Annotated in this window: 18 protein-coding genes; 6 read left to right on the forward strand and 12 right to left on the reverse strand. The window is 72.7% G+C overall.

Annotated features, from left to right (window positions below; translation table 11 throughout):
* Nucleotides 1-290: 290 nt before the first annotated feature.
* From MFF54_RS05240 to MFF54_RS05280, 9 genes are all read right to left on the reverse strand, one after another.
* A complete protein-coding gene (locus MFF54_RS05240) occupies nt 291-1,094 on the reverse strand; it encodes an MBL fold metallo-hydrolase (protein WP_238301565.1) in 804 nt (267 codons plus the stop codon).
* Between the two features lie 43 nt (nt 1,095-1,137).
* Nucleotides 1,138-1,932: a TatD family hydrolase gene (locus MFF54_RS05245; RefSeq protein ID WP_238301566.1), complete on the reverse strand. Its 795-nt coding sequence runs from the start codon at nt 1,930-1,932 to the stop codon at nt 1,138-1,140.
* Nucleotides 1,933-2,122: 190 nt separating this feature from the next.
* Entirely contained in the window at nt 2,123-3,682 is a 1,560-nt protein-coding gene (gene metG, locus MFF54_RS05250; RefSeq protein WP_238301567.1) for a methionine--tRNA ligase, read from the reverse strand.
* Nucleotides 3,683-3,797: 115 nt separating this feature from the next.
* Nucleotides 3,798-4,856 carry a DNA polymerase III subunit delta' gene (locus MFF54_RS05255; RefSeq protein ID WP_238301568.1) on the reverse strand — a complete coding sequence of 353 codons (1,059 nt, stop codon included), beginning with the start codon at nt 4,854-4,856 and terminating at the stop codon, nt 3,798-3,800.
* Nucleotides 4,846-5,499, reverse strand: coding sequence for a dTMP kinase (gene tmk / locus MFF54_RS05260; RefSeq protein WP_238301569.1), 654 nt, complete (start codon nt 5,497-5,499; stop codon nt 4,846-4,848). The genes MFF54_RS05255 and tmk overlap by 11 nt, the downstream gene beginning before the upstream one ends.
* 70 nt (nt 5,500-5,569) lie before the next feature.
* Complete coding sequence (locus MFF54_RS05265; protein WP_238301570.1) at nt 5,570-6,799, reverse strand: D-alanyl-D-alanine carboxypeptidase family protein; 1,230 nt, start codon at nt 6,797-6,799, stop codon at nt 5,570-5,572.
* 284 nt (nt 6,800-7,083) lie between these two features.
* Nucleotides 7,084-8,421 carry a septal ring lytic transglycosylase RlpA family protein gene (locus MFF54_RS05270; RefSeq protein WP_370880120.1) on the reverse strand — a complete coding sequence of 446 codons (1,338 nt, stop codon included), beginning with the start codon at nt 8,419-8,421 and terminating at the stop codon, nt 7,084-7,086.
* Between the two features lie 382 nt (nt 8,422-8,803).
* The gene (locus MFF54_RS05275) at nt 8,804-9,190 is read right to left on the reverse strand and encodes a ribbon-helix-helix domain-containing protein (RefSeq protein ID WP_238301571.1); all 387 of its coding nucleotides are present in this window, start codon (nt 9,188-9,190) and stop codon (nt 8,804-8,806) included.
* Nucleotides 9,174-9,827: a division plane positioning ATPase MipZ gene (locus MFF54_RS05280; RefSeq protein WP_238301572.1), complete on the reverse strand. Its 654-nt coding sequence runs from the start codon at nt 9,825-9,827 to the stop codon at nt 9,174-9,176. The genes MFF54_RS05275 and MFF54_RS05280 overlap by 17 nt, the downstream gene beginning before the upstream one ends.
* A gap of 338 nt (nt 9,828-10,165) precedes the next feature.
* On the opposite strand from MFF54_RS05280, the gene MFF54_RS05285 reads away from it, so the two are divergent.
* Together MFF54_RS05285 and MFF54_RS05290 are read left to right on the forward strand one after the other, a co-directional pair.
* Nucleotides 10,166-10,771 (forward strand): PAS domain-containing protein, encoded by a 606-nt coding sequence (locus MFF54_RS05285; protein ID WP_238301573.1) that lies wholly within the window; start codon nt 10,166-10,168, stop codon nt 10,769-10,771.
* A gap of 100 nt (nt 10,772-10,871) precedes the next feature.
* Nucleotides 10,872-12,503 (forward strand): acyl-CoA synthetase, encoded by a 1,632-nt coding sequence (locus MFF54_RS05290; protein ID WP_238301574.1) that lies wholly within the window; start codon nt 10,872-10,874, stop codon nt 12,501-12,503.
* 174 nt (nt 12,504-12,677) lie between these two features.
* Here MFF54_RS05290 and MFF54_RS05295 read toward each other — a convergent pair whose 3' ends face one another.
* Nucleotides 12,678-14,939, reverse strand: a complete 2,262-nt coding sequence (locus tag MFF54_RS05295) for a TonB-dependent siderophore receptor (RefSeq protein WP_238301575.1) — start codon at nt 14,937-14,939, stop codon at nt 12,678-12,680.
* Nucleotides 14,940-15,231: 292 nt separating this feature from the next.
* Nucleotides 15,232-16,479, reverse strand: a complete 1,248-nt coding sequence (locus MFF54_RS05300; protein WP_238301576.1) for an alpha/beta hydrolase — start codon at nt 16,477-16,479, stop codon at nt 15,232-15,234.
* Between the two features lie 264 nt (nt 16,480-16,743).
* Here MFF54_RS05300 and MFF54_RS05305 point away from each other — a divergent pair, with 264 nt between their 5' ends.
* The 4 genes from MFF54_RS05305 to MFF54_RS05320 all read left to right on the forward strand — a co-directional run bounded on the left by MFF54_RS05305 (nt 16,744) and on the right by MFF54_RS05320 (nt 21,962).
* Entirely contained in the window at nt 16,744-18,696 is a 1,953-nt protein-coding gene (locus tag MFF54_RS05305; RefSeq protein ID WP_238301577.1) for an outer membrane beta-barrel protein, read from the forward strand.
* Nucleotides 18,697-18,831: 135 nt separating this feature from the next.
* Nucleotides 18,832-19,107, forward strand: coding sequence for a hypothetical protein (locus MFF54_RS05310; RefSeq protein ID WP_238301578.1), 276 nt, complete (start codon nt 18,832-18,834; stop codon nt 19,105-19,107).
* 209 nt (nt 19,108-19,316) lie between these two features.
* The gene (lanM, locus tag MFF54_RS05315; protein WP_238301579.1) at nt 19,317-19,730 is read left to right on the forward strand and encodes a lanmodulin LanM; all 414 of its coding nucleotides are present in this window, start codon (nt 19,317-19,319) and stop codon (nt 19,728-19,730) included.
* A 261-nt stretch (nt 19,731-19,991) separates the two neighbouring features.
* Nucleotides 19,992-21,962 carry an aq_1923 C-terminal domain gene (locus tag MFF54_RS05320; RefSeq protein ID WP_238301580.1) on the forward strand — a complete coding sequence of 657 codons (1,971 nt, stop codon included), beginning with the start codon at nt 19,992-19,994 and terminating at the stop codon, nt 21,960-21,962.
* 15 nt (nt 21,963-21,977) lie between these two features.
* Here the strand turns inward: MFF54_RS05320 and MFF54_RS05325 are convergent, their stop codons facing one another.
* The gene (locus MFF54_RS05325; RefSeq protein ID WP_238301582.1) at nt 21,978-22,745 is read right to left on the reverse strand and encodes an ABC transporter ATP-binding protein; all 768 of its coding nucleotides are present in this window, start codon (nt 22,743-22,745) and stop codon (nt 21,978-21,980) included.
* Nucleotides 22,746-22,764 lie beyond the last annotated feature (19 nt).

The following is a 22,764-nucleotide window of genomic DNA, read 5'->3' on the forward strand; positions in this document are numbered from 1 at the left end:
CGTGTCAACCCCGCCTCTCAGAGCCGCCGGAGCGGCCAGATCACCGGGATCCACACCCTTCAGCCGACACAACAGCGGACCACCCGGCTCTCGCCAGATCGTCCTGCCAAACTGTCGGAAGAAGCGTCAACGCCCGGTTCGCTCTCGCGGCCGGCGCCGATGAACAGGGGTATACGGCTCGCCTCACGCGTCGTCAACACCGAAATGCGCGATGGGACCGAAAATCTGCGACGGCCTCGTGACAGGGGGACGCCGGCGTGGATTCGGATTCGCGAATCGGATGCGCCCGATCAGAGATCCACGTCGAGCCTCAGGCCATCCTGGGCCGGTATCACGCCGGAGGGCAGGCGGCGCGCCAGCGACACATAGTCGAGATCCGTGTGCAGGTTCGTCAGGACCGCCCGGCGGGGGCGCACCCGTTCGATCAGCGCGAGGGCGTCGGAGACCGAGTAGTGCGTCGGGTGCGGGGTCTCGCGCAGGGCGTCGATGATCAGCAGGTCGAGGCCGTGCAGGCGCGCCTCGGCGGCCTCGGGGATCAGGCTGACGTCGGGCATGTAGGCGGCGGGGCCGAAGCGGAAGCCAAGTGCCGCCTCGTTGCCGTGCTCCACCGGCAATGCCTCGGCGGTGAGCCGCCCCCCCTCCCCCGCGACCGCCGTTTCCGAGCCCTCGTCGAGGGGGCGCAGGTCGAGGATCGGCGGGTAGGCGCTGCCGGGCGGGGTCTCGAAGCAGTAGCCGAAGCGGGCGGTGAGCAGCGCGCGGGTGATCGCGTCGGCGTAGACCGGGATGCGCGCCCGCATCTGGATCACCAGCGGGCGCAGGTCGTCGATGCCGTGGGTGTGGTCGGCGTGGGCGTGGGTGAACAGCACCGCGTCGAGGCGCTGGACCTCGGCGTCGAGGAGCTGCTCGCGCAGGTCCGGCGAGGTGTCGACCAGCACCCGGGTGGTGCCCCCCGCCTCCCGGCGCTCGACAAGGATCGAGCAGCGGCGGCGGCGGTTGCGCGGATCGGCCGGATCGCAGGCGCCCCAGCCGTAGCCGACGCGCGGCACGCCGCCGGACGAGCCGCAGCCGAGGATACGCAGGGTCAGCGACGCCATTCGGACCTCCCTCGGAGGTGGTATCCGAGGGGAGCGGCGCCTGTCACGCCCCGGCTTCCGTCCGGCGCGCCTTCGCGAACAGGTGGAAGAAGTTTTCCGTGGTGCGCCGGGCGAAATCCTCCGGCTCCAGGCCCAGGGTCGCGGCGAGCGAGCGGGCGGTGTCGGCGGTGTAGGCCGGCTCGTTGGTGCGGCCGCGATGGGGCTCGGGCGCGAGGAAGGGCGCGTCGGTCTCGACGAGGATGCGATCGAGGGGAACGCGGCGGGCGATGTCGCGCAAGTCGTGCGAGCGCCGGAAGGTGACGATGCCGGAGAACGACACGGAGAGGCCGAGTTCCACCCCGGCCTCGGCCAGCCGCGCGCCCGAGGAGAAGCAGTGCAGCACCGCCCGGAAGGGGCTTCTCGTCATCTCGTCGGCGAGCACCCGTTCCATGTGGTCGTCGGCGTCGCGGGCGTGGATGACGAGGGGCAGGTCCGCGAGACGGGCGGCCTCGATATGGGCGCGCAGCACCCGCTCCTGCACGGCTTCCGGAGCGGCGTCGGCGTAGTGGTAGTCGAGGCCCGCCTCGCCGATGCCGACGCAGCGCGGATGCGCGGCAAGGCCCGCGATGGTCTCGGGCGCAACGTCGGGCTCCTCGGCCGCGCCGTGCGGGTGGGTGCCGACCGTGAACCAGACCTGGGCGTGCGCCTCGGCGATCTGCCGGTAGGTGTCGGCCTTGGCGACGCGGGTCGAGATGGTGAGCATGCGCCCGACACCCGCCGCCTCGGCGCGGGCGATCACGCCCGGTAGATCCGCGGCGAATTCGGGAAAGTCGAGATGGCAGTGACTGTCGATCAGCATGGGTCGCTATCGTGAAAGAGGGGGGCCTGTCCCGGGATCCCCAAGGGCCCGAGGCCCTTGGGCGGGGTCCGGGGCGCGCAGCCCCGGATTTGACCTCTGCCCCCGGCTCTGCCGGGGACAGAGGTCAACAGCAGGGTTCCACCCTGCACCCGCGAAAGGTCTCGACCTTTCGAAACCATGACCTCTGCGCTCAGGCGGTCGGCGCTTCCGGCTTCTCGAAGCGTGGGAAGATCGGCGCGGGCGCGCGGAGCGCCGTGCCGGGCACGAGCCGGCCGCCCTCCCCCGCATCCGCCAGCATCCGGCGGTCGGCCGGCACCGCGAGCAGGTCGAGGAGCTTGCCCGCCGCGCCAGGCACGAAGGGCTGGACCAAGAGGCCGACGCGCCGCAGCGTCTCCAGCGTCACGTACAGCACCGTACTCATCCGGGCCGGGTCGCTCTTGCGCAGTTTCCAGGGTTCCTCGCCCGCGAAGTAGCGGTTGGCGTCGGCCACCACGGCCCAGATCTCGGCGAGCGCCGCGTGGGGCGCCGGCACGTCCATGGAGGCGCGCGCCTTCTCCGGCAGGGCGCCTGCGGCGTCGAGCAGCGCGCGGTCGGCCACCGTGAGGGCGCCGGGCTCCGGCACCTGCGCTTCGCAGTTCTTGGCCACCATCGAGAGCGAGCGCTGCGCGAGGTTGCCGAGATCGTTGGCCAGATCCGCGTTGATGCGGTTGATGATGCCGTCGTGGCTGTAGTTGCCGTCGCCGCCGAAGGGCACCTCGCGCAGCACGAAGTAGCGCACCGGGTCGACCCCGTAGGTCTCGGCGAGGTCGAGCGGATCGACCACGTTGCCGAGCGACTTCGACATCTTCTCGCCCTTGGAGAGCAGGAAGCCGTGGCCGAAGACGCGCTTCGGGAGCGGCAGCCCGGCCGACATCAGGAAGGCCGGCCAATAGACCGCGTGGAAGCGCACGATGTCCTTGCCGATGATGTGCAGGTCCATCGGCCAGTACTTCGCCCGCGGATCGGCCTCGTTCGGGAAGCCCGTCACCGTGAGGTAGTTCGTCAGGGCGTCGACCCAGACATACATGACGTGGCCCGGATGGCCCGGCACCGGCACGCCCCAGTCGAAGGTGGTGCGGCTGATCGAGAGGTCGTTGAGGCCGCCCCGGACGAAGCTCGCCACCTCGTTCAGGCGGGTGTCGGGGCCCAGGAAATCGGGCTGCTCGGCGTAGAGCGTCAGCAAGCGGTCCTGATAGGCGGAGAGGCGAAAGAGAAAATTCTCCTCCTCCATCCACTCGACGGGCGTGTCGGTCTTGGCCGAGCGGCGGCTGCCGTCGGCCTGCAGCACCGTCTCGGCCTCGTCGTAATAGGCCTCGTCGCGCACCGAGTACCAGCCGGCATACTTGGCGAGGTAGATGTCGCCGTTGGCCTCCATGCGGCGCCACAGCTCCTGGGCGGCCGCGTAGTGCTCGGCCTCCGTGGTGCGGATGAAGCGGTCGTAGGCGCATTCGAGCCGGTCGGCCATCGCGCGGAACGGGGCGGCGGTGCCCTCGACGTACTGGCGGGGCGCGATGCCCGCTTTCGTCGCGGCCTGCTGGATCTTCAGCCCGTGCTCGTCGGTGCCCGTGGAGAACAGCACGTCGTAGCCGTCGAGGCGCTTGAAGCGCGCGATCGCGTCGGTGGCGATCACCTCGTAGGCGTGGCCGATATGCGGCGCGCCGTTCGGGTAGGAGATCGCTGTCGAGATGCTGAAGGTCTTGCTGTCCGTCACGTCAGGTCCGTTCCCGCTGCCGCGCCGTGCCCGGTCGGAGCTTCTCACACAACTCCCGCGGCACCGTCCCGCCTTGAATCCATATCCCGGCGCTCGGGAGTTTTGTGAGAAGCTCTCAGGCGCGGGCCGTACCCGCGGAGATGGCGCCCGCGAGATCGGTGAACAGCGCGAGGACGACGGGGCGGCGATCGAGATTGTAGATCGCGGCCTCCCGGGCGGCGCGGGCGAACTTGTCACACACCTCGACCAGGGCCGCAAGGCGGGCGGGGGGCTCGTGGCGGCGGGCATCGAGCTCCGCGGAGACGAAGCGCGAGACGGTCTCGCAGGCCGCCTCGAACAGGGGTTCGGCGTCCCGACCCGCGAGCTTCTCCGCGAGCGCCAGGATGCGGCGCCAGTCCGGGTGGTCGAGGCGGGCGAGCAGCGTCTCCGTCTCGGCGACGATCCCGGCCCGGCCAGGGTCCAGCATCGCCACCGCGCGGGCGACCGACCCCTCGGAGAGCGCGGCGGCGCGGGCGAGCGTCTCCGCATCCGGCGCGGGGAAGGGCGGGGAAAAGCCCGCGACCACCTCCGCCACCTCGGCCTCGGCCAGGGGGCGCAGGCTCAGCATGCGGCAGCGCGACCGGATGGTCGGCAGGAGGCGGCCCGGCGCGTGGGCGACGATCAGGAAGAGGGCGCGGGGCGGCGGCTCCTCCAGCATCTTCAGGAGGGCGTTGGCGCTGTTGGCGTTGAGGTCCTCGGCGCTGTCCACGAGGCAGATGCGCCAGCCCTCGGTGCCGGCGGTCGAGCCGAAGAGATCGAGGGCGCGCCGCACCGCGTCGACCGGGATCCGGGTCGGCAGGGTCTTGGCGCCGGGCGCCCGGTGGCGGCGGAGCGCCACGAGGTTCGGGTGCGAGAGCGCCGCGACCTTGCGGGCGGTCGGGTGCTCGGGCGGCACGTCGCTGAAGCCCGCCGGATCGGCGAGGAGGCGCCGGGCCACCCGGTAGGCCAGCGTCGCCTTGCCGATGCCGGGCGGCCCGGCGATCAGCCAGGCGTGGTGCAGGCGGCCGGCGGCGTGGGCCTGCGCGAAGGCGGCCTCGGCCGCCGCGTGGCCGACGAGGCGGGTGTGCTCGCGCGGGCGGGGGAGGTCGGCGAGGTCGCCCGCCTCGGCATCGTCGGGCGCGCGCTCAGGCGGCATTCGCGCCCTCCCCGCCCAGGCCCGGAAGGCGTGCCGCGACCGCGGCGCGGATCGCTGCCTCGACCGCGTCGGGCTCCTGGCCGGCATCGATCACGGCGCAGCGCTCCGGCTCGGCCGCTGCGATCGCCCGGAAGGCGTCGCGCAGGCGGCGGTGGAACTCCAGGGTCTCGGCCTCGAAGCGGTCGGCGGCGCCCGCCCGGGCACGCGCCCGGGCGAGGCCCTGCTCCGGGTCGAGATCGAGGATCAGGGTGAGGTCGGGCCGGGTGCGGCCGACGACGACGCGCTCCAGAGCGGCGACGGTCCCGGGCGGCAGGCCCCCGGCGGCCCCCTGGTAGGCGCGGGTGGAATCCATGAAGCGGTCGCACAGCACCACCTCGCCGCGGGCGAGCGCCGGGCGGATCAGCCGGTCGAGATGGTCGAGGCGGGCGGCGGAGAACAGCAACGCCTCGGCGAAGGGGCCGTGCGCCCGCGCCTGCCCCCCGAGCAGGGCGGCGCGGATCTCCTCGGCGCGCGGCGTGCCTCCGGGCTCGCGGGTGACGACCACGGTGCGGGTTGCGCGCAGGCGCCGGGCGAGGCGCTCGACCTGGGTCGACTTGCCGGCCCCCTCCCCGCCCTCGAAGGTGATGAACGCGCCCGGTGTCATGGGCGCGCGACCCGACCCCTCCCCCCTCTGCGGGGGGAGAAAAAACGCGGTCGCGTTGGTCCCAAAAGCATCACGACGGGTTGGCCGCCTTCTCGACCGTCGCCTCGCCCTTCGTCTCGCCCTTGCCGGCGGCCTTGTCGAAGGCGCGTCGCATCAGGTCGCTGCCGAATTCCAGCGCGCCGTCCATCGCCCGCTGCGACAGCGTGCCGGTGCCGACAGCCTCGCCCGCGTAGACGGGCTGGTCGAGGGCGACCACGTCGCCGCGCATCACCCGGAGCCGCCCGACCTCCCGGCCCGCCTCGACGGGCGCGGTGAGCGGGCCCTGGTAGACCACCTTGGCCGTGACCCGGTCGGCCGAGCCCCGCGGCATCAGCACGCGCACCGGCTTCTTGGCGACCAGCGGCACCGCGCCGCGCTCGCCGCCGTAGACCGACGCCTCGGCCACCGTCTCGCCCGGCGCGAAGACCTGGCGCGGCTCGAAGGCGCGGAACCCCCACTCCATCAGCTTGCGGCTCTCGGCGGCGCGGTCGCGGGCGGTCTTCAGGCCCGACACCACCAAGATCAGGCGCTGGCCGTTCTGCACGGCCGATGCGGTGAGCGCGTAGCCCGATTCCTCGAGGTAGCCGGTCTTCAGCCCGTCGGCGCCGATGTCGAGGGTGAGGAGCGGGTTGCGGTTCTGCTGCTTGATCTTGTTCCAGGTGAACTCGCGCTCGGCGTAGATCTTGTAGTATTCGGGATAGGTCTCGATGAGGTGCAGCGCGAGTTTGGCCATGTCGCGCGCGGTGACCCGCTGGTCGGGCGCCGAGTAGCCGGTGGCGTTGCGGAAGTTCGAGCGGGTGAGCCCGATCTCCCGCGCCCGCTGGTTCATCATGTTGGCGAAGGCGGGCTCGGAGCCCGCCATGTTCTCCGCGATGGTGATGGCGGCGTCGTTGCCCGACTGCACGATCAGCCCGCGCAGCAGGTCGGAGAGCTTGATGCGGCTGTGCACCTGCGCGAACATCGAGGAGCCGCCGCCCCCTGCCCCACCCCGGCGCCACGCGTCCTCGGTCACGGTGAACTCGGTGTCCATCGTGTAGCGCCCGCTCTTCAGGGCCTCGAACACGATGTCGGCGGTCAGGAGCTTGGCCATGCTGGCCGGCGCGAAGGGCTCGTCCGCGGCCTTCTCGAACAAGGTCGAGCCGGAATCCACATCGACCAGGATCGCGTGCTGGGCCGCGGTCTGGAAGGTTTGGGCCCGCGCCGCGGGGGCCAGCGCCAGCGCGCAGGCCGCCGCCAGGATCGTCCAGAGGGAAGTGCGCATCACCGTCTCCCGCGCGCCGGCCGGGGCACGGCCGCCCCGGGCATGGATCACGCCCCTTCCGATAACAAGCGTGACCATATCGCGGTTTCCGCGCCGATCGAATGGGAAATCGCACGGGGGCGGGATCGGTGGTGGGAGGGAGGGATTCTGGAGGGCTCCCGCCGCTTCCCGCCCGATCCCGGGCCTGCCCGACTTCGATTCCCCGGCGCCGGTCCCGGGCAGGCCCGGGACCGGGCGGGAAGCGGTGATCCACGGCATCCGACGTGGATCCTTCGGAAGCTGCGTCAGTAGATCGCCGCCACCCGATCGCCGCGGTGGGGCTTGCCGGCGACCTGCGCCTTGGCGGGGGCGGCCGGTGGCTTGGCGGCGACGGCGGTGGGCTTGGCGCCGGCGGCGGACGACTTCGCCTGGGCGACGACCGGCGCAGGCTTGGCCCCATGGGGCGGCCCGGCCTGGGGCTTGGTGGATGAAGGCGTGGCAACGAGGCGGGTCGGGGCGGGCTTCGCGGCGGACGCCGCGGCAGGCACGTTCGAGCCCGGCTTCGAGCCCGGCTTGGCCGGGCCGGCGACCATCGCGGCGCCCCGCAGGGCGGGTTCCGCGGCCGCGAACTTCGCGGTGGGCTGCCCCTTCGTCTGTCCCCGCGTGTGATCCTTGGCCGCCTCCTTCGCGGACCGGACCTCCAGCGCGGGGTTGAGCCCAGCCACCGCGACGGGCTTGAAGGCGCCGCCGCGCGGCGCGGTCGGCTGGAGCGCGGGCGGCACCCCAACCGAGGCGCGCGCGACCAGGACCGGCGCCGGCCGGGCGGCGGGGCGGGCGGGCTCCTCCGCCTCCCGCTCGGGCGCGGGCTTGAAGGCGAGCGGCGCGCGGGCGGGTTTGGCGAGGTCGCGTGCCAGAGCCTCCGGCTCCTCCGAGGGACCGAGATCGGCGAGCATGACCGGACCGCCGCGCAGACCGGCGGGGCGGCCGTCCGTGCGCAGCGTCGCCATCAGCTTGCGGTCGTCGCTGCCGGCAACCGAGGCCTTGCCGATATACTCGACCCGCACGTGGGTCGTGCCCTTGCGGTGGAATTCCAGCGCCTGGGCGACCTCCTCCGAGACGTCCATGACCCGGTCGGCGTGGTAGGGCCCGCGGTCGTTGACCCGCACCACCATCGAGTGGCCGTTGGTGAGGTTGGTGACGCGGGCGTAGCTCGGCAGCGGCAGTGTCGGATGGGCGGCCACGACGGCGTGGCGGTCGAAGACCTCGCCGTTGGCGGTCTGGCGTCCGTGGAAGGCCGCGCCGTACCAGGAGGCCATGCCCTCGCGGACATAGCCCCGGGCGTCCTCGCGCGGCACGTAGGTCCTGCCCGCCACCACGTAGGGCTTGCCGGAGAAGCGGCGTCCGCCTCCCTTCGGGATCACGTCGCCCTCGTTGTAGAGGCGCGGGCTCGCCCGCACCCCGTATTTCGGATCGATGCCGTTGCCGGGCGAGGGGCCGCCCGCGAGCTTCTGGGGGTTGGTGCTGCAATTGGCCGCGAGCAGCGCCACGGCCGAGACAGCGGCCAGCCGCACGGATATCTCCCGGAGGCCGGTGCCGCGCGGGCGGTCCGGTGTCGCCATCCGCGAGAGCGTCTTGCGCGCCATGCCACCCACTCGGCCCACTCCCGATACGCCACGCGGGAGCCCGATACGCCGGTTCCCGGTCCGGCGGGCCGCAGGAAGCGGGCCGGCAGCGGACGGGTCGAGATTTGGCCGAACGCCGTAAAGGAAGCCTGAACGGGGCCGGCGCCCGCGGTTCAGACGATGGGCGGCGGACGTGTTCCTCAGGTGACGTGACAGGTGAGGACAGGGCCGCAAAGGACGCATGGAGCGAGGCTTTATCGGGCCCGCCGCGGCGGGCCCGTTCCGCGGCGGGGGCGGGAGGCTCGGCGCACAGGTCGTGCGGTCCCGGAGAGGAGGGCTGGGCCCCCTCCCCTCGGACGCGCGCTCAGGATCCCGGCCCAAGCGTCGGCGAAAGCGGCCGGATTCAGCGCTCGTCCCGCTCCGTGAGCTGCGCGATCGATCGCGCGCCCCGCTGGCGGAAGAGCAGGTCGAGCCCCTCCAGCATCAGGGCGTGCATCTTGGTGCGCTCGGCGTGCGCCAGGTCGCGGAGCTGGTCGTAGACCGGTGGCTCCAGGTAGACCGACATCTGCCGCGCCCGCTCCTTCAGGGTCGCGGCGGCGCGGCGCGGGGACACATGCACGGGCAGGTCGAGCCGCACGATCTCGGCGCCGCCCTCGGCCGTCATCGCGGCCGCCTTCGGAGCGGACTTCGAGGAGGCCTTGGCCGCAGGCGACTTGGCCGCAGACGACTTGGCTGGCGGCGTCGCCGCCGCCACGATCGCCGCGAGGCTGAGCTTAGGCGGCTTCGACATGCTTCATCCTGCCGCGCGTGCCGGCCTGGGCGCGTCGCTCGATCCAGGTCCAGAGCCGGCGCACCTCGTCGGCCGCCTGACCCTTCGGGTTGAACTCGGTGACGCCCTGGCCGAGGCCGATCGCGTCCTGGTGGTCGGTGCGCGCCACGATGTTCACGTCGGGCAGGATGCCCAGCACCGCGAGCCCGTCCGCCGCGTCGCGGATGCGGTAGGAGCGGGGTGGGGTCTGGTTCAGCACGAAGGCGAAGCGCTTCTCCAGCCGGTAGACGGCGGCGAGCGTCGGCTTGAAGGCGCGCAGGTCCGCGGGCGTCGGCCGGCACGGGATGATGCAGAGATCCGCCGCCCGGATCGCCGAGAGCGTGCCGGGCGAGTCGACGCCCGGGGTGTCGATGAAGACGAAGTCGTAGGCGGATTCGGAGAGCCGCTCCATCACGGCCTCGATCTGCGTGGCGTCGATCTGCGCCACCTCAGGTCCCGCTGCCGTGCGATGGTCGAGCCAGTCCGAGACGGTGGCTTGCCGGTCCATCTCCAGGATGCAGACCGTGTGGCCGGCCTCCTGCGCGGCGACCGCGAGGGAGATGCAGAGCGTGCTCTTGCCGCTCCCGCCCTTCTGGGTGACGAACGTGATCGCTTTCATGTCGGCAGCCCCCGTGCGCCGCCCGGGCGGCGGCTCCGGCATCCCGGGGGAGCCGCGTCGCTCACGCGCGGCCGTCCTGTGACCCAAGGATGCTCCGATCGGCAGAAATCCCGGATTATGGTTAAGAGGGCGTTAAGGCCGGCCCGGCCCACGCGGACGCACTCCGTGCGGCGGGCGGCCGTCAGGTCGGTTTTCATAACCTCAGGTTAAGATTCGCATGAGGCCGCCGGTGCGGCCTTTTCCCGTTGATCTGGTTGCTCTAAGTTTGCGGAACTCCGGGCGGCACCACCGTTCTGTTAACCTCAGGTTTATAAAGGCGGATGCGGCGGAGGCGATTGATGGCAGATCCGGTGGCCGACCGCGCGGACGATTCCCCCATCCCGCAGGCGATGCTCGATGCGTCCGGCGTGGTGGGTGCCTGGATCCACGATCACTGGGCCGGCAGCCTCGTGCTGTCGGCGCCGCTGGCGATCCTGCTCGGCCTCGACCCCGCGGCCGCGGCGACGGGGGTCCCGCTCGCCGACTTCCTCGACCGGACCCATCCGGAGGATCGCACCCGCATCGAGAGCTACCTGCACGCCGTCGGCGAGGCCGGCGGACCGCTGGAGGCGGAGTTCCGCACGCGCGGCGGCGACGAGAAGGAGGGCGGCAGCCGCGCGGGCGAGCGGCGGCTGCAGATGCGCGGGCGGACCGAGCGCGATGCGGCGGGCCGGGTCGGCCAGGGCCGGGGCATCGCCATTGATCTCACGGAGACCGCGGCGGCCGGGCAGCACGAGACCGAGCGGACCGTCAACCGCATGGCCGAGCACGCCATCGCCCTGCGCAACCTCTCCGAGGCCCTGCGCCGGCCCGACCTCACCGCCCGGATCGAGGGGCTGATGCTGGAGATCGGCTTCGAGCTCGCCCGGCATCTGAGCGACCCGGCCAGCCGGCCGCGGCACTGACACCCTGCCGCCCGGCGGATTGATCGCCGCCGCGGCCGGGATAGTGTCTGCGCGAAGGGCCGCCCGGACGCCGTGCGACGAGCCCGTAGAGGGAGGGGCCATGCGCCGCGACAGCATCTACGACCGCGATCTCGACCGCGTTCCGGCCAATTACCAGCCCCTGACCCCGCTGGGCTATCTCGAGCGGGCGGCCCGCACCTTCCCCGATCAGGTGGCGGTGATCCACGGGCCCCTGCGCCGCAGCTACGCGGAGCTCCATGCCCGCTGCCGCCGCCTCGCCGCGGCGCTCGCCGCCCGCGGGATCGGGCGCGGCGACACCGTGGCGGTGATGCTCGCCAACACGCCCGCGATGATCGAGTGCCACTACGGCGTGCCGATGACGGGGGCGGTGCTCAACACCCTCAACACCCGCCTCGACGCGGCGGCCATCGCCTTCTGCCTCGGCCACGGCGAGGCGAAGGTGCTGATCACCGACCGGGAATTCGCCCGCACGATCGGACCGGCGCTCGCTCGGCTCGATGCCCCGCCGCTGGTCATCGACTACGACGACCCCGAATATGACGGGCCGGGCGAGCGTCTGGGCAGTCTCGACTACGAGGCGTTCCTGGCGGGCGGCGATCCGGAGCACGAGGGGGTGCTGCCCGAGGACGAGTGGGACGCGATCAGCCTGAACTATACGTCGGGCACCACGGGCGACCCGAAGGGCGTGGTCTACCACCACCGCGGCGCGGCGCTGCTGGCGCTCGGCAATGTGGTCACCTGCGGCCTCGGCCAGCACCCGGTCTATCTCTGGACCCTGCCGATGTTCCACTGCAACGGCTGGTGCTTCCCCTGGACGCTCTCGGTCGTGGCCGGCACCCATGTCTGCCTGCGGCAGGTCCGGGCGGCGCAGATGTACGCGCTGATGGCCGAGCACGGGGTCACGCATCTCTGCGGCGCGCCGATCGTCATGCAGCTCCTGATCAACGCCCCCGAGGCCGAGCGCCGCCCCCTGCCCCACCGGGTCGCCTTCTTCACGGCGGCCGCGCCCCCGCCCGAGGCGGTGCTGGCCGGCATGCGCGAGGCCGGCTTCGACGTGACCCATCTCTACGGGCTGACCGAGAGCTACGGGCCGGCCGTGGTCAACGCGTGGCACGCGGACTGGGACGCCTTGAGCGGCCCGGAGCAGGCGGCCAAAAAGGCCCGCCAGGGCGTGCGCTACCCCGTGCTGGAGGCGCTCGACGTGCGCGACCCCGAGACGCTGGAGCCGGTTCCGGCAGACGGGCGGACGCTCGGCGAGGTGATGATGCGCGGCAACGTGGTGATGCGCGGCTACCTGAAGAACCCGAAGGCAACCGAGGCCGCCTTCCGGGGCGGCTGGTTCCGCACGGGCGATCTCGGGGTGCGCCACCCCGACGGCTACATCCAGCTCAAGGACCGCTCGAAGGACATCATCATCTCAGGGGGCGAGAACATCTCGTCGATCGAGGTGGAGGACGCCCTGTTCAAGCACCCGGCGGTGGCGGCGGCCGCCGTCGTGGCCAAGCCCGACCCCAAATGGGGGGAGAGCCCCTGCGCCTTCGTGGAACTGAAGCCCGGCGCGGAGGCCGAGGCCGAGGCGCTGATCGCGTGGTGCCGCGATCACCTCGCCCCCTACAAGCTGCCCCGCCACATTGTCTTCGGCGAATTGCCCAAGACCTCCACCGGCAAGGTGCAGAAGTTCATCCTGCGCGAGCGGGCGCGGGAGGGCTGAGCGCCTGTACTGGGATCCCCAAGGGGCGAGCCCCTTGGGCGGGGTCCAGGGGCGCGCAGCCCCGGGTTCGGCTCCTCTCACCCGGCTTGCCGGGTGAGAGGAGCCGATGCGGGCTCTGCCCTGCACCCGCCAAAGGTCTCGACCTTTGGAATCCAGGACCCAGCGCTCAGGCTCTCACCACTTGTAGCTCAGGCTCGCCACGACGCGACGGGCGTCGCCGTAGAAGCAGGCCAAGGCGGACTGGCAGGAGGACACGTAGCGCCGGTCCCCGAGATTCGTGGCGTTCACCGCGATGCGCCAGTTGTCGAAGTTGTAGTGCACCTGCGCGTCGAACAGCACGAAGTCCGAGACCCTGAGCGTGTTGGGCACGTCGGCGAAGGAGCTGCCGACGTAGCGCACGCCGCCGCCGAAGCCGAAGCCGCGCCACGCGCCCACGGGGATCGTGTAGTCGAAGAAGGCCGAGGCGAAGGTCTCGGGGATGTTGACGGGCGTGCGGCCGACCCGCGCCGGATCCGCGTCCTTCGTGGTGACGAGGTCGTAGGTCGTGAAGGACGCGACCGCGTTCAGCCCCTCGGCGAGGCTCATGGTGAGCTGCGCCTCGAAGCCGGTGGAGCGCTGCGCGCCGGACTGGATCTGGAAGAAGACGTTGGCGGGGTCCGGCACCAGCGTGCCCTGCCGGTTGATGTCGAAGCCGGCGAGCGTCAGGAAGTAGCCCTGGCCCGGCGGCTCGAACTTCACGCCGCCCTCGATCTGGTCGCCGGTCTCGGGGCGGAAGCCCGCGCCGCTGAAGGCAGTGCCGATCTGCGGCTGGAACGAGGTCGAGTAGCTCACGTAGGGCGCGAGCCCGAAATCGAAATTGTAGATCAGCGCCGTGCGGTAGGTGAGCGCGTTGTCGCTGCGTCCGCCGCTGGCCGAGGGGGTCAGCTTGTTGCCGATGCGGTTGTCGGCGAAATCCTGACGCAGGCCGAGCACGAGGCTCAACTGGTCGGTGAGCTTGATCTGGTCCTGCGCGTAGAGGCCGAGCTGCTCGAAGGAGTTCCCGTTGATCAGATAGGGCAGCGGCGCGGCGACCCGCTGGCCGTAGACGGGCGCCAGGATGCTGAGATCGGGACCCGGGAAGGTCGAGGCCTGGTTGTCGCTCAGACGGTAGTTCTTGTAGTCGAGCCCGAGCAGCAGGTCGTGGCGGAAGAAGCCGTCGAAGAAGCGCGCCTCGGCCTGGTTGTCGACCTGGAACAAGTTCGCCCGGGCGCTGTCGCGGAACTGGTAGCGGGCGAGCCGCGTCTCGGCGGCATCGCTGTAGCCGAGCTGGCCGATATACGAGTTCTGGAAGCTCTCGAGGAACGAGTAGCGGAGGTTCTGCCGGAAGGTCCACGTCTCGTCGAAGGCGTGCTCGAACTCGTAGCCGACGAGCGCCTGATTGCGGCTGAAGGTGTTGAGGCCGATGTCGCCGACGTTCAGCGAGCGCGGGATGCGCAGGCCCGAGGCGTTGGGGCGGACCGTGCCGGAATAGGGCAGGAAGTTCGCCGTCACCGCGGCGTTGTCGTGCTGGAAGCTCGACAGGAAGGTGATCTTCGTCGCCCCGTCCGGCTTATAGGTGAAGGCCGGCGCGATGTAGACGCGGTCCTCCGGCGCGCCCTCGACCTGGTTGCCGCCGGTGCGGCCGAACCCGGTGAGGCGGTAGAACCAGTGCCCGTCGGCGTCGGACGGTCCGCCGAGGTCGAAGGCGGCGTAGCCGAAGCCGCCCTGGCCCAGGGCGCCGCCGCCGACCTCGACGTAGCGCAGCGGGTCGAGTGGAGGCCGCTTGGTGACCTGATTGACGAGGCCGCCGGGCGTGCCCGCGCCGAACAGCACGGCGGCGGGACCGCGCAGCACCTCGATCCGCTCCAGGCCGAAGGTCTCGGTGCGGAAGTAGGCGAAGCCGTAGTTCAGCTGCTGCAGGCCGTCACGGTAGAGGCCGTAATCGCTCGCCACGAAGCCGCGCAGGGTGAAGAAGTCGAGGCGCGAGTCCGAGCCGAAGGTGCCCGAGTAGATGCCGGCCGCGTACTGCGTCGCCTGGGTCAGCGTCTGGGCCTTCTGAACATCGATCTGCTCGCGGCCGACCACCGTGATCGATTGCGGCGTCTCGATCAGAGGGGTGTTGGTCTTGGTCGCGGTGGCCGAGCGGGTCGCCACGAAGCCGTTGACCGGGCCGGTCGGGCTCTCGACGGCGCGCGCGGCGGCGCCGACCTGGCCCCCGACTCCTCCGGCCGCGGCGCCGCCGTTGCCCTGCGTCTCGACGCTGATCTCGCTGAGCTGGACGCTCGCCTCGGCCGGCGGGTTCGTCGTGCCGCGGCGCGGCGGCGTCGCCTGCTGGGCCTGGGAAGCGGCCGTGAGCACGAGGAGCGAGGCGCCCGACAGGGCGAGCGCGCGCAAGGGGGCGGACAAAGGGGCGGACAAGGGGCCGGATCGGCGCGCCCTCGTGGCGGAGGTACGGCTGGAGCGGTGGGCGGACGTGAGCGGCGACATGGCGGATCCCGGGCAGCCGACGGCGCGCCCCGGATCGTCCGGGGCTGTACGGCCTAGCTTTTTAGAATTATGCTAAGTTCGTGAAAGTATTGATCTTTCCCGAACAGGCCTACGGCTGAACGCCCGGCCGCACAAGGCTGCGCACAATGGATTGCCGTGCATGTGACCGGGCGGTCACAATCCAGGATGGTGCCCGCGGCACCCGCTCATGCGGGCTCCGGCCTCAGCGCACCCGGCCGGCGATCCAGGCGACCAGCGCGTCGGCGACCTGATCGCTGTTCTTCTCCAGCATCATCATGTGGCCGTTGCCGCGGATGCCGGCCTCGGCGAGGCGGAGCGTCTCGGGCTTGGCCCCGGCCTGGGACAGGAAGGCCGCCGTGCAATCGTCGACGGGCGCCCGGAAGGAGGCCTCGGCCGTCACGATCACGGCCGGCACCCGGGCGAGGTTCGGCAGTTTGCGGACGGGCTCGCCCTGGAGCCAGCAGCGGATGCGTCCCTCCGCCGCGGGCGCCTTGGCCTGGACCACGGTGAGGTCCTCGGGCGCGCTCACCGGCGGCTGGAAGCCCAGGGGTATGCGGGTGAGGCCGTAGGCGCGGGCGCGGCCCTCGCCGGTGCGCTCCCAGAACTCCTTGCCGCCGCGGTAGCGCACGTCGAAGAAGGGCGGCCCGTTCGGCTCGATGGCGAGGTGCGCCTTCACGAGGTCGGGCCGCGCGTCCGAGACCGCCCAGCCGAACAGCCCGCCCTGGCCGTGCGTGATCAGGATCGCCGGGCCGATCTTCTCCACCAGCGCGGTCAGCGCCGGAGCCATCAGCTCCTCGGTCTGCTGGGTGTTGGCGAGGTAGGGCACCTGGCTCGCCATGAACTGGTCGAAGGCCGCGTTGCCCGGCACCCCCGGCCCGCCCGGCCACTGTGTGTGGAGCTTGGCCTGCGGGAACAGGTCGTAGACCTCCTGGGCCGTGTAGGTCTCCTCCAGCGCGCGCGCGGAGAGCCGCGTGTAGGGGCCGTAGACCTCCGGGTTCGTGCCCGAGCGCCCGCGCCCGACCTGATCCACGACGTAGACCTGGAAGCCCCGCTCGACGAAGCGCTGGACCCAGCCCGGCCGCCCGTCCGGCGTCCCCAGGAAGTTCACGCCCGTCTGCGCGGCGCCGTGCACCATCACCACCGGATAGGGCTGTGTGACCTGGGCCGGGCGGCGCGACTGGACGAACATCTGCCCGACCATCAGGGTCTTGTCCTCGACCCGCTGGTAGCGCCCGCCGATGTAGAAGTAGCCCGCGACCGTGGCCGCGGGTGCCCCCGCGCGGGCTTCCGCGCCGCCCGTCGGCGGGCGCGGCGCCTCGTCGGCCTGCGAAGCGCCCGCAAGGAGCGCCGCGCCGAGCCCGATGCCTCCCAGGACCTGCCCCAGGCGCGGCCTCGAGAACCGTCCCGTCAGCCAGCGCAGGGGCTGCCCTGCGCGCTTCGTTCCCGTCATGTCCCGCCCTCGCCGCCCCGGCCGCCTTATCCCGGGAAACGCGCCGCCGCCAGTCTGGCCCACGAAGGCGACGGCCGTTTGATACCGTTCGCCGCTGCCGCGACGGGTCCCGGCGCTGACGGTCCGGCAGCGCGCATTGACCGGCCGTTAACCCTGCGGGCGTACCGTTTCTTAACCATGCGGCCGGTGCCGCGCCCTCGGGCGCCGGCGATCGGCGGCCGCGTATGCGGAGCGTGTGCGAGACGGGGGCCGGAGCCGGTGGGGGTGAGCGCGCGCAGTGGCGGGAAGGCGGAGGCGCGCGCGCCGGGGCCGCGCCGTGCCCGGAGGCCGGCCCTGCTGCTCGCCCTGCTCGGCGCCTCACCGCTCGTCCTGCCGGCCGCTCTGTTGACCACTCTGTCGAGCACTTGGCCGGCGCGGGCGCAGTTGCGTGGCTCGACCGCCGATGCCGCCCCGGCCGAGCCCGGCCTGGCGGAGCCCGCACCCGCCGAGGCGGACGCGGACATGGACGGGGCAGGCAGTGGAGCCGGCGGCGGAGCGGGTCTGCGCGGCATGCGGCCCGCCTTCCGGGCCCCGTTCGGCCAATCCACCCTCGGCCAATCCACCCTCGGCTCGTCGACCCTCGGCCAAGCTCAGGGCAGCCGGAATTCCGGCGCCCGCCCGCCGGCGGGGTCGCTCCCGACCGGCGCCACGGAGGCCGGCAGATCCGGTGCCGCGTCCGGCGGGTCCGCCGCGGGCCTCGCCTCCGGCCTCGGTTCCGATCCGTCCTCCGGCCTCTCCTCCGGTTTCGGCGGAAATCGTCCGCCCGCGCGCGCCGGCAGCATCGGCGCAAGCGAGCGCGCCCTGGCCGAGCTCCTGCGCAACCGCGCCGCGCCCGCCCGCCGCAGCGGCTCGGCAACCCGTCGGACGACCCGCGAGACGACGCAGCGGCCCACCGCGGCGGACCGGCTGACGCCGGTGGTGCGCAGCGCGGTGAGCGGTGTGCCGCTGCCGACCACGATCCCGGCCCCGATCCTCGGCCTCGTGACGCCGGGCCTGCTGCTGGCCAACGGCCTGCGCCCGCCGCTCCAGGTGGACGAGGCCTACGCCCCGCTCGGGCTCAGGCTCGGCGGCCTCACGCTCCTGCCGGCCTTCAGCCAGAGCCTCGGCTACGACACCAACCCGAACCAGGCGGCGGGCACCGCCGCCCGCGGCTCGGTGGCCCTGCGCAGCGAGGCCGAACTCGGCTTCCGCAGCGACTGGTCGGCGGCCGAGCTCGCGGGCGACCTGCGCGGCGCCTATCTGGAATACCCGCAGAACGAGTCCGCGAGCCGCCCGAGCGCCGCGGGCACCGTCCGCCTGGGCGTGGACGCGAGCCGGGACCTGCGCCTTGACGCGGAGGGCCGCTTCCTCGTCGACACCCAGCGCGTCGGCAGCATCGACCTCCAGGCCACCAACGCGACGAGCCGCCCGCTCATCATGGCGTACGGCGCCTCGCTCGGCGCCACGCAGCGCTTCAACCGGCTCTCGGTCTCGCTGCGCGGACAGTTCGACCGCAGCACCTTCGAGGATGCCCGGCTCGGCGACGGCACCACCGTGGTCCAGAGCGACCGCAACCTGAACCAGTACGGCGTGCGCCTGCGCACCGCCTACGAGGTCTCGCCCGCCTTTACGCCCTTCGTCGACGCGCTTGCCGATATCCGCGTCTACGACACCGCCCGCGACGTCACCGGCCTGCGCCGGGACTCGACCGGCGTCGCGCTCACGGCGGGCGCGGCCTTCTCGCTCGGCGCCGCCCTCAGCGGCGAGATCTCCGGCGGCCTGCAGCACCGGACCTACCCGGACCCGGCGCTCGCCGACGTCAACGCCCCGCTCCTCAGCGCGGCCCTGACCTGGCAGCTCAGCCCGCTCACCGCCGTGCGTCTCGGCGCCCAGAGCACCGTGAGCGAGACGACCCTGCGCGGTTCGAGCGGCGCGGTCACAGAGGCCGCGACGCTCGAGGTGCAGCACGACCTGTTCCGCAATCTCTCGATCGTGCTCGGCGCCGCCGTCCTGCAGAACAGCTACCAGGGCACCACGACGCGCGAGACCGGCTTCTCGGCGACCGCGCGGGTCGACTACCGCTTCACCCGCTGGCTCACCCTGCGCGGAACGTATCTCTACCAACAGATCGACAGCACGGTCGCCAATGTCAGTTTCCACGGCAACACATTCCTGCTCGGCCTGCGCGTGAATCCCTGAGATCCGGCTTCCGGGCAGGAGAGGCCCGGCAGGACAACAGTCTTCGCGGAACGATCGGCGTCGCGACGGGTTGCTCCTCGAACGCGAGACCGCGTGTGCTTCAAGGTGCACACGCCCCGGATCACAGGAACAGCCATGAAGACTTTGATCGTCGGTGCGGCGCTCGCCGTCGCCCTCGGGGCCAGCGTGGCGGGCACCGTCCCGGCCTCCGCCCAGCGCATCGACATCGGCCCCGGCGGCCCAAGCATCGACTTGCGCTCGCGCGGGCAGCGCGAGCGCGACTTCCGCCGGGAGGAGTTCCGGCGCGACGCGTATCGCCGGAGCCGCGACGACGACGGGCGCGGCCTCTATCGCGGCGGGCGCTACGACGACGACCGCCCGCGCCGCGCCCGCCGCGACTACGGCTACTGAGCCGCGCCGGACCCCGCAGCATCCGCTGGATCACGAACGGAAGGGCCGGCTTGCCGGCCCTTCCGGCGTTTCAGGGGTCGGATTGCGGGACCGCGGCCGACGACATGGAAAATCTTCACCGCGTGGCCTCCCGGCGGCCCGCCGCCTCTTGTGCGCCGCACAGGCTTGATCTAGGTGAATCGAGCAATCTTTTTTGGGAGAATCCGGCAATGAGCCTTCGTGTTTCCAGCGCCTTCGCGGCCCTTACCCTCGTGCTCTCGTCCGTCGCCGCCCCGGTCGCCTTCGCCAAGCCGACGAGCGGCGCCGCCGCCGTCAAGATGATCGACACCGACAACGACGCCACCGTCGACCTGAAGGAAGTCCAGGCCGTGGCCTCGGCGACCTTCGACCGGCTGGAGAAGGACGCGGACGGCACCCTCGACGCCAAGGAGCTGAAGGGCCGCCTGAGCAAGGCCGGCGTCCGCCAGGCCGACCCGGACAGCGACGGCACGCTGGACAAGAAGGAGTACCTCGCGGCCGTGGCCGAGCGCTTCCAGGCCGCCGACCCGGACAACGACGGCACGCTGGACGCCAAGGAGCTGAACTCCAAGGCCGGCAAGGCGCTGCTCGCGCTGATCAAGTAAGGCCGAGGCGGCACGTCCGCCGTTCTGTCTCTCCCTGAGGGGCCGTCCCGCGCGGGACGGCCCTTCGTCGTTCGGGCGCCTGCGCGCCGCTTGCGGGGCCTCGGCCCGTTGCGCCCGCACGACAGGTGCGGGCCGACCCGCCGTGCGGCATCGCACACTGATTGCCTGCGGGGACGAAGTGCGGCACGGATGGTGCCCGGCCGGTAACCCTGCCCGGCCCGCACCCCATCCAGACAAGCCGTCGGCGAGCCGGACACCACCATGAGTCATCCGAAGGGCCGCGCCCGCCTCGCGCGGGCGGCACGCGCGGGCAGCCTCGCCTGCGCCCTCGCCCTCCCGCTCAGCCTGTCGCCCGGCTCGTCGCTCCTGCCCGTCGCCGCCCAGGAGGCGGCCTCGGCGGTGCAGGACGTCACCCTGACGGACGTGGTCCTGCCGCTCGGCGGCGCCGAGTTCCGGGCCCCGAAGGTCACGGTGAGCGGCACGCGCCTCTCCAAGGACGAGCTCGCCGCGCTGCTGCGGCCCGGCGCCGCCGAGACTTGGCCGGCGCGCCTCGCCCGGCTGGAGGCGGCCAGCATCACGATCCCGGTCCTCGTCTCGGAGCATCCCGGCCCCGGCCCCCTGCGCCAGACGGTCACCTACCGCGAGGTCACCGCCCGAGACGTGCGGGCCGGACGCATCGCGGAGCTCACCGCGGCGGGCGCGGCGGTCAGCGTCTCCGGGGGCCCCGAGAAGGGCTCGGGCACCTACGGGCAGATCCGGGCGAACGACGTCGACCTCGTCGCCCTCACCCGCCTCTACGGCGTGCCCGGCGACGGCAAGGGCACGGTCCAGCGCGTCTACGCGGGCATCCAGGTGGCGGACGTGGTCTACACCGACCCCAGCGGCACGACGATGCGCATCGCCGAGCTCCAGGGGCGCGACCTCGGCGGCCGCCAGATCCCCGGCGGCTTCGGGGGTGCGCTCGACGCCCTCGCGGTCGGGCTCAGCCGCCTCGAGGCCGAGGCCGAGGCGTTGCCGCCGGCGGAGCGGGCCAAGCTCGCGGGCGCCGGCGCCGACCTGATGGAGGCGGTCTCGGTCGGCGCGCTCGAGGCCCGGGGCCTCTCGCTCAGCGAGACCGGGCCCCAGGGCGCCCTGCTGATCGAGGCGGAGCGCCTCGCCTACGCGACCGGCCCGGAGGCCGGGCTCAGCCTCGACGGTCTCGCCTTCACGCAAGGGCCGACCCGCGCCCGGCTCGGGCGGCTGGCGCTCTCCGGGATCTCGCTGGCGCCTACCCTCGCGACCCTGCGCCGGCTCGCCGATCCGGCGGCCGCCGCCGACGCGGACGATGCGCGCCGCATGATGCCCGCGCTCGGCACGCTCACCCTGAAGGCGCTGAGCCTCGACCTCCCGGGCTCGGAGACGCCGCCGGCCGCCGACCCGCTCGCCGCGCCGGCGCCCAAGCCCGGTGCCAGGAGCGATGCCAAGCCGGACGGCAAGGCGGAGATCAGGCCGGACGGCAAGGCCGCGCCGCAGGCGGCTCCCCGGCCGGTTCCGCCCCAGCCGGTCGCTTCCCAGCCGGTCACCCATGTGGCCCTGCGCGACGCCGCGCTGAGCTTCGGCCCGCTGAAGGACGGGGTGCCGACCGCCGGCCGTCTCAGCCTGTCCGGCCTCGTGATGCCGGCCTCCACGGTGACCGGCGCGCCGGTCATCGGCGCCCTGCCGGGCTACGGCTATCGCGACCTCGACCTCGACCTCGTGGCCGATCTCGCCTGGGACGAGGGGCGGCGCGAGGTGGCGCTGCGCGAGGTCGCCCTGTCGGGCCGCGAGATGGGGGCCGTGCGGCTCACCGGCACCCTCGGGGGAATCGGCCCCGAGATCTTCTCGTCCGGGATGCCGGCCTCGGACCTCCTGATGTTCACCGCCAGCGCCAAGACGCTCGACCTGACGGTGGAGAACACGGGCCTGTTCGAGCGCTTCATCGCGACCCAGTCCAAGGCGCTGAGCCTCAAGCCCGAGGAGCTGCGCCAGGAATATGTCAGCGCAAGCCAGTTCGGCGTGCCGATCATCCTGGGCGGCTCCGCGGGCGCCCGGGCGATCGGGACCGCGATGGGCCAGTTCGTGCAGAAGCCCGGACGGCTCGTCCTGAAGGCCCGGGCCCGGGACGCCGCTGGCCTCGGCTTCGCCGATTTCGCCCTTGCCCGCTCGCCGGCCGCCATCCTCGACCGGGTCGAGGTCGAGGCCAAGGCGGAGTGAGGCGGCCCCCTCCCTTCAATCCGCGATCACGCCAGGATGGCGCTCGGCCAGGTCCCGCCGGGTCGCGTCCGCCCAGGCCCTGTCGCGCGCACTCCGCGGCCGGTCGAGGCGCACCTCGGCCACGAGGCTCGCCGGGCGGGGCGAGAGCAGGAGCAGCCGGTCGGCGACCGCGATCGCCTCGGCGACGTTGTGGGTGACCATCAGCACGCTCATGCCGAGCCGGTCGACGGTGTCGACCACGAGGCCCCGCAGGCTCGCCGCCGCCGCGTCGTCCAGGGACACGAAGGGCTCGTCGAGGACGAGCAGGCGCGGGTCGTCGGCGAGCGCCCGGGCGAGCGCCACCCGCCGCTGCATGCCGAGCGAGAGCGCCCCCGGATAGCGCCCGCGCCAGGGTGCGAGCCCGAGATGGTCGAACAGCCCGTCGAGGTCGCGCCCGCGCCGGCCCCGCGGCATGGCGAGGCGCACGTTCTGCTCCACCGTGCGCCAGGGCAGCAGCCGCGGCTCCTGGAAGACCATGCCGGGCGAGGTCTCCGCCCCGCGCGGGTCCGGCTCGATCCGGCCCTCGTAGTCCGGGTCGAGCCCGAGCAGGATGCGCAAGGTCGTCGACTTGCCCGCCCCGGAGGGACCGATCAGGCAGACGATCTCGCCGCGCTCAACCGTGAAGGCGAGCCCGCGCACCGCCTCGACGGGCTCGGACGCGCCCGCGCGATAGACCTTGCGGTCGATCGCGACCCGGAGGATCGGTTCCCCGGCACCGGACACCCGGTCGCCTCCGGCGGACATCCTATCGCCTCCGGCGGAC

The sequence above is a fragment of the Methylobacterium gregans genome, assembly GCF_022179245.1.
Taxonomy (GTDB): Bacteria; Pseudomonadota; Alphaproteobacteria; order Rhizobiales; family Beijerinckiaceae; genus Methylobacterium; species Methylobacterium gregans.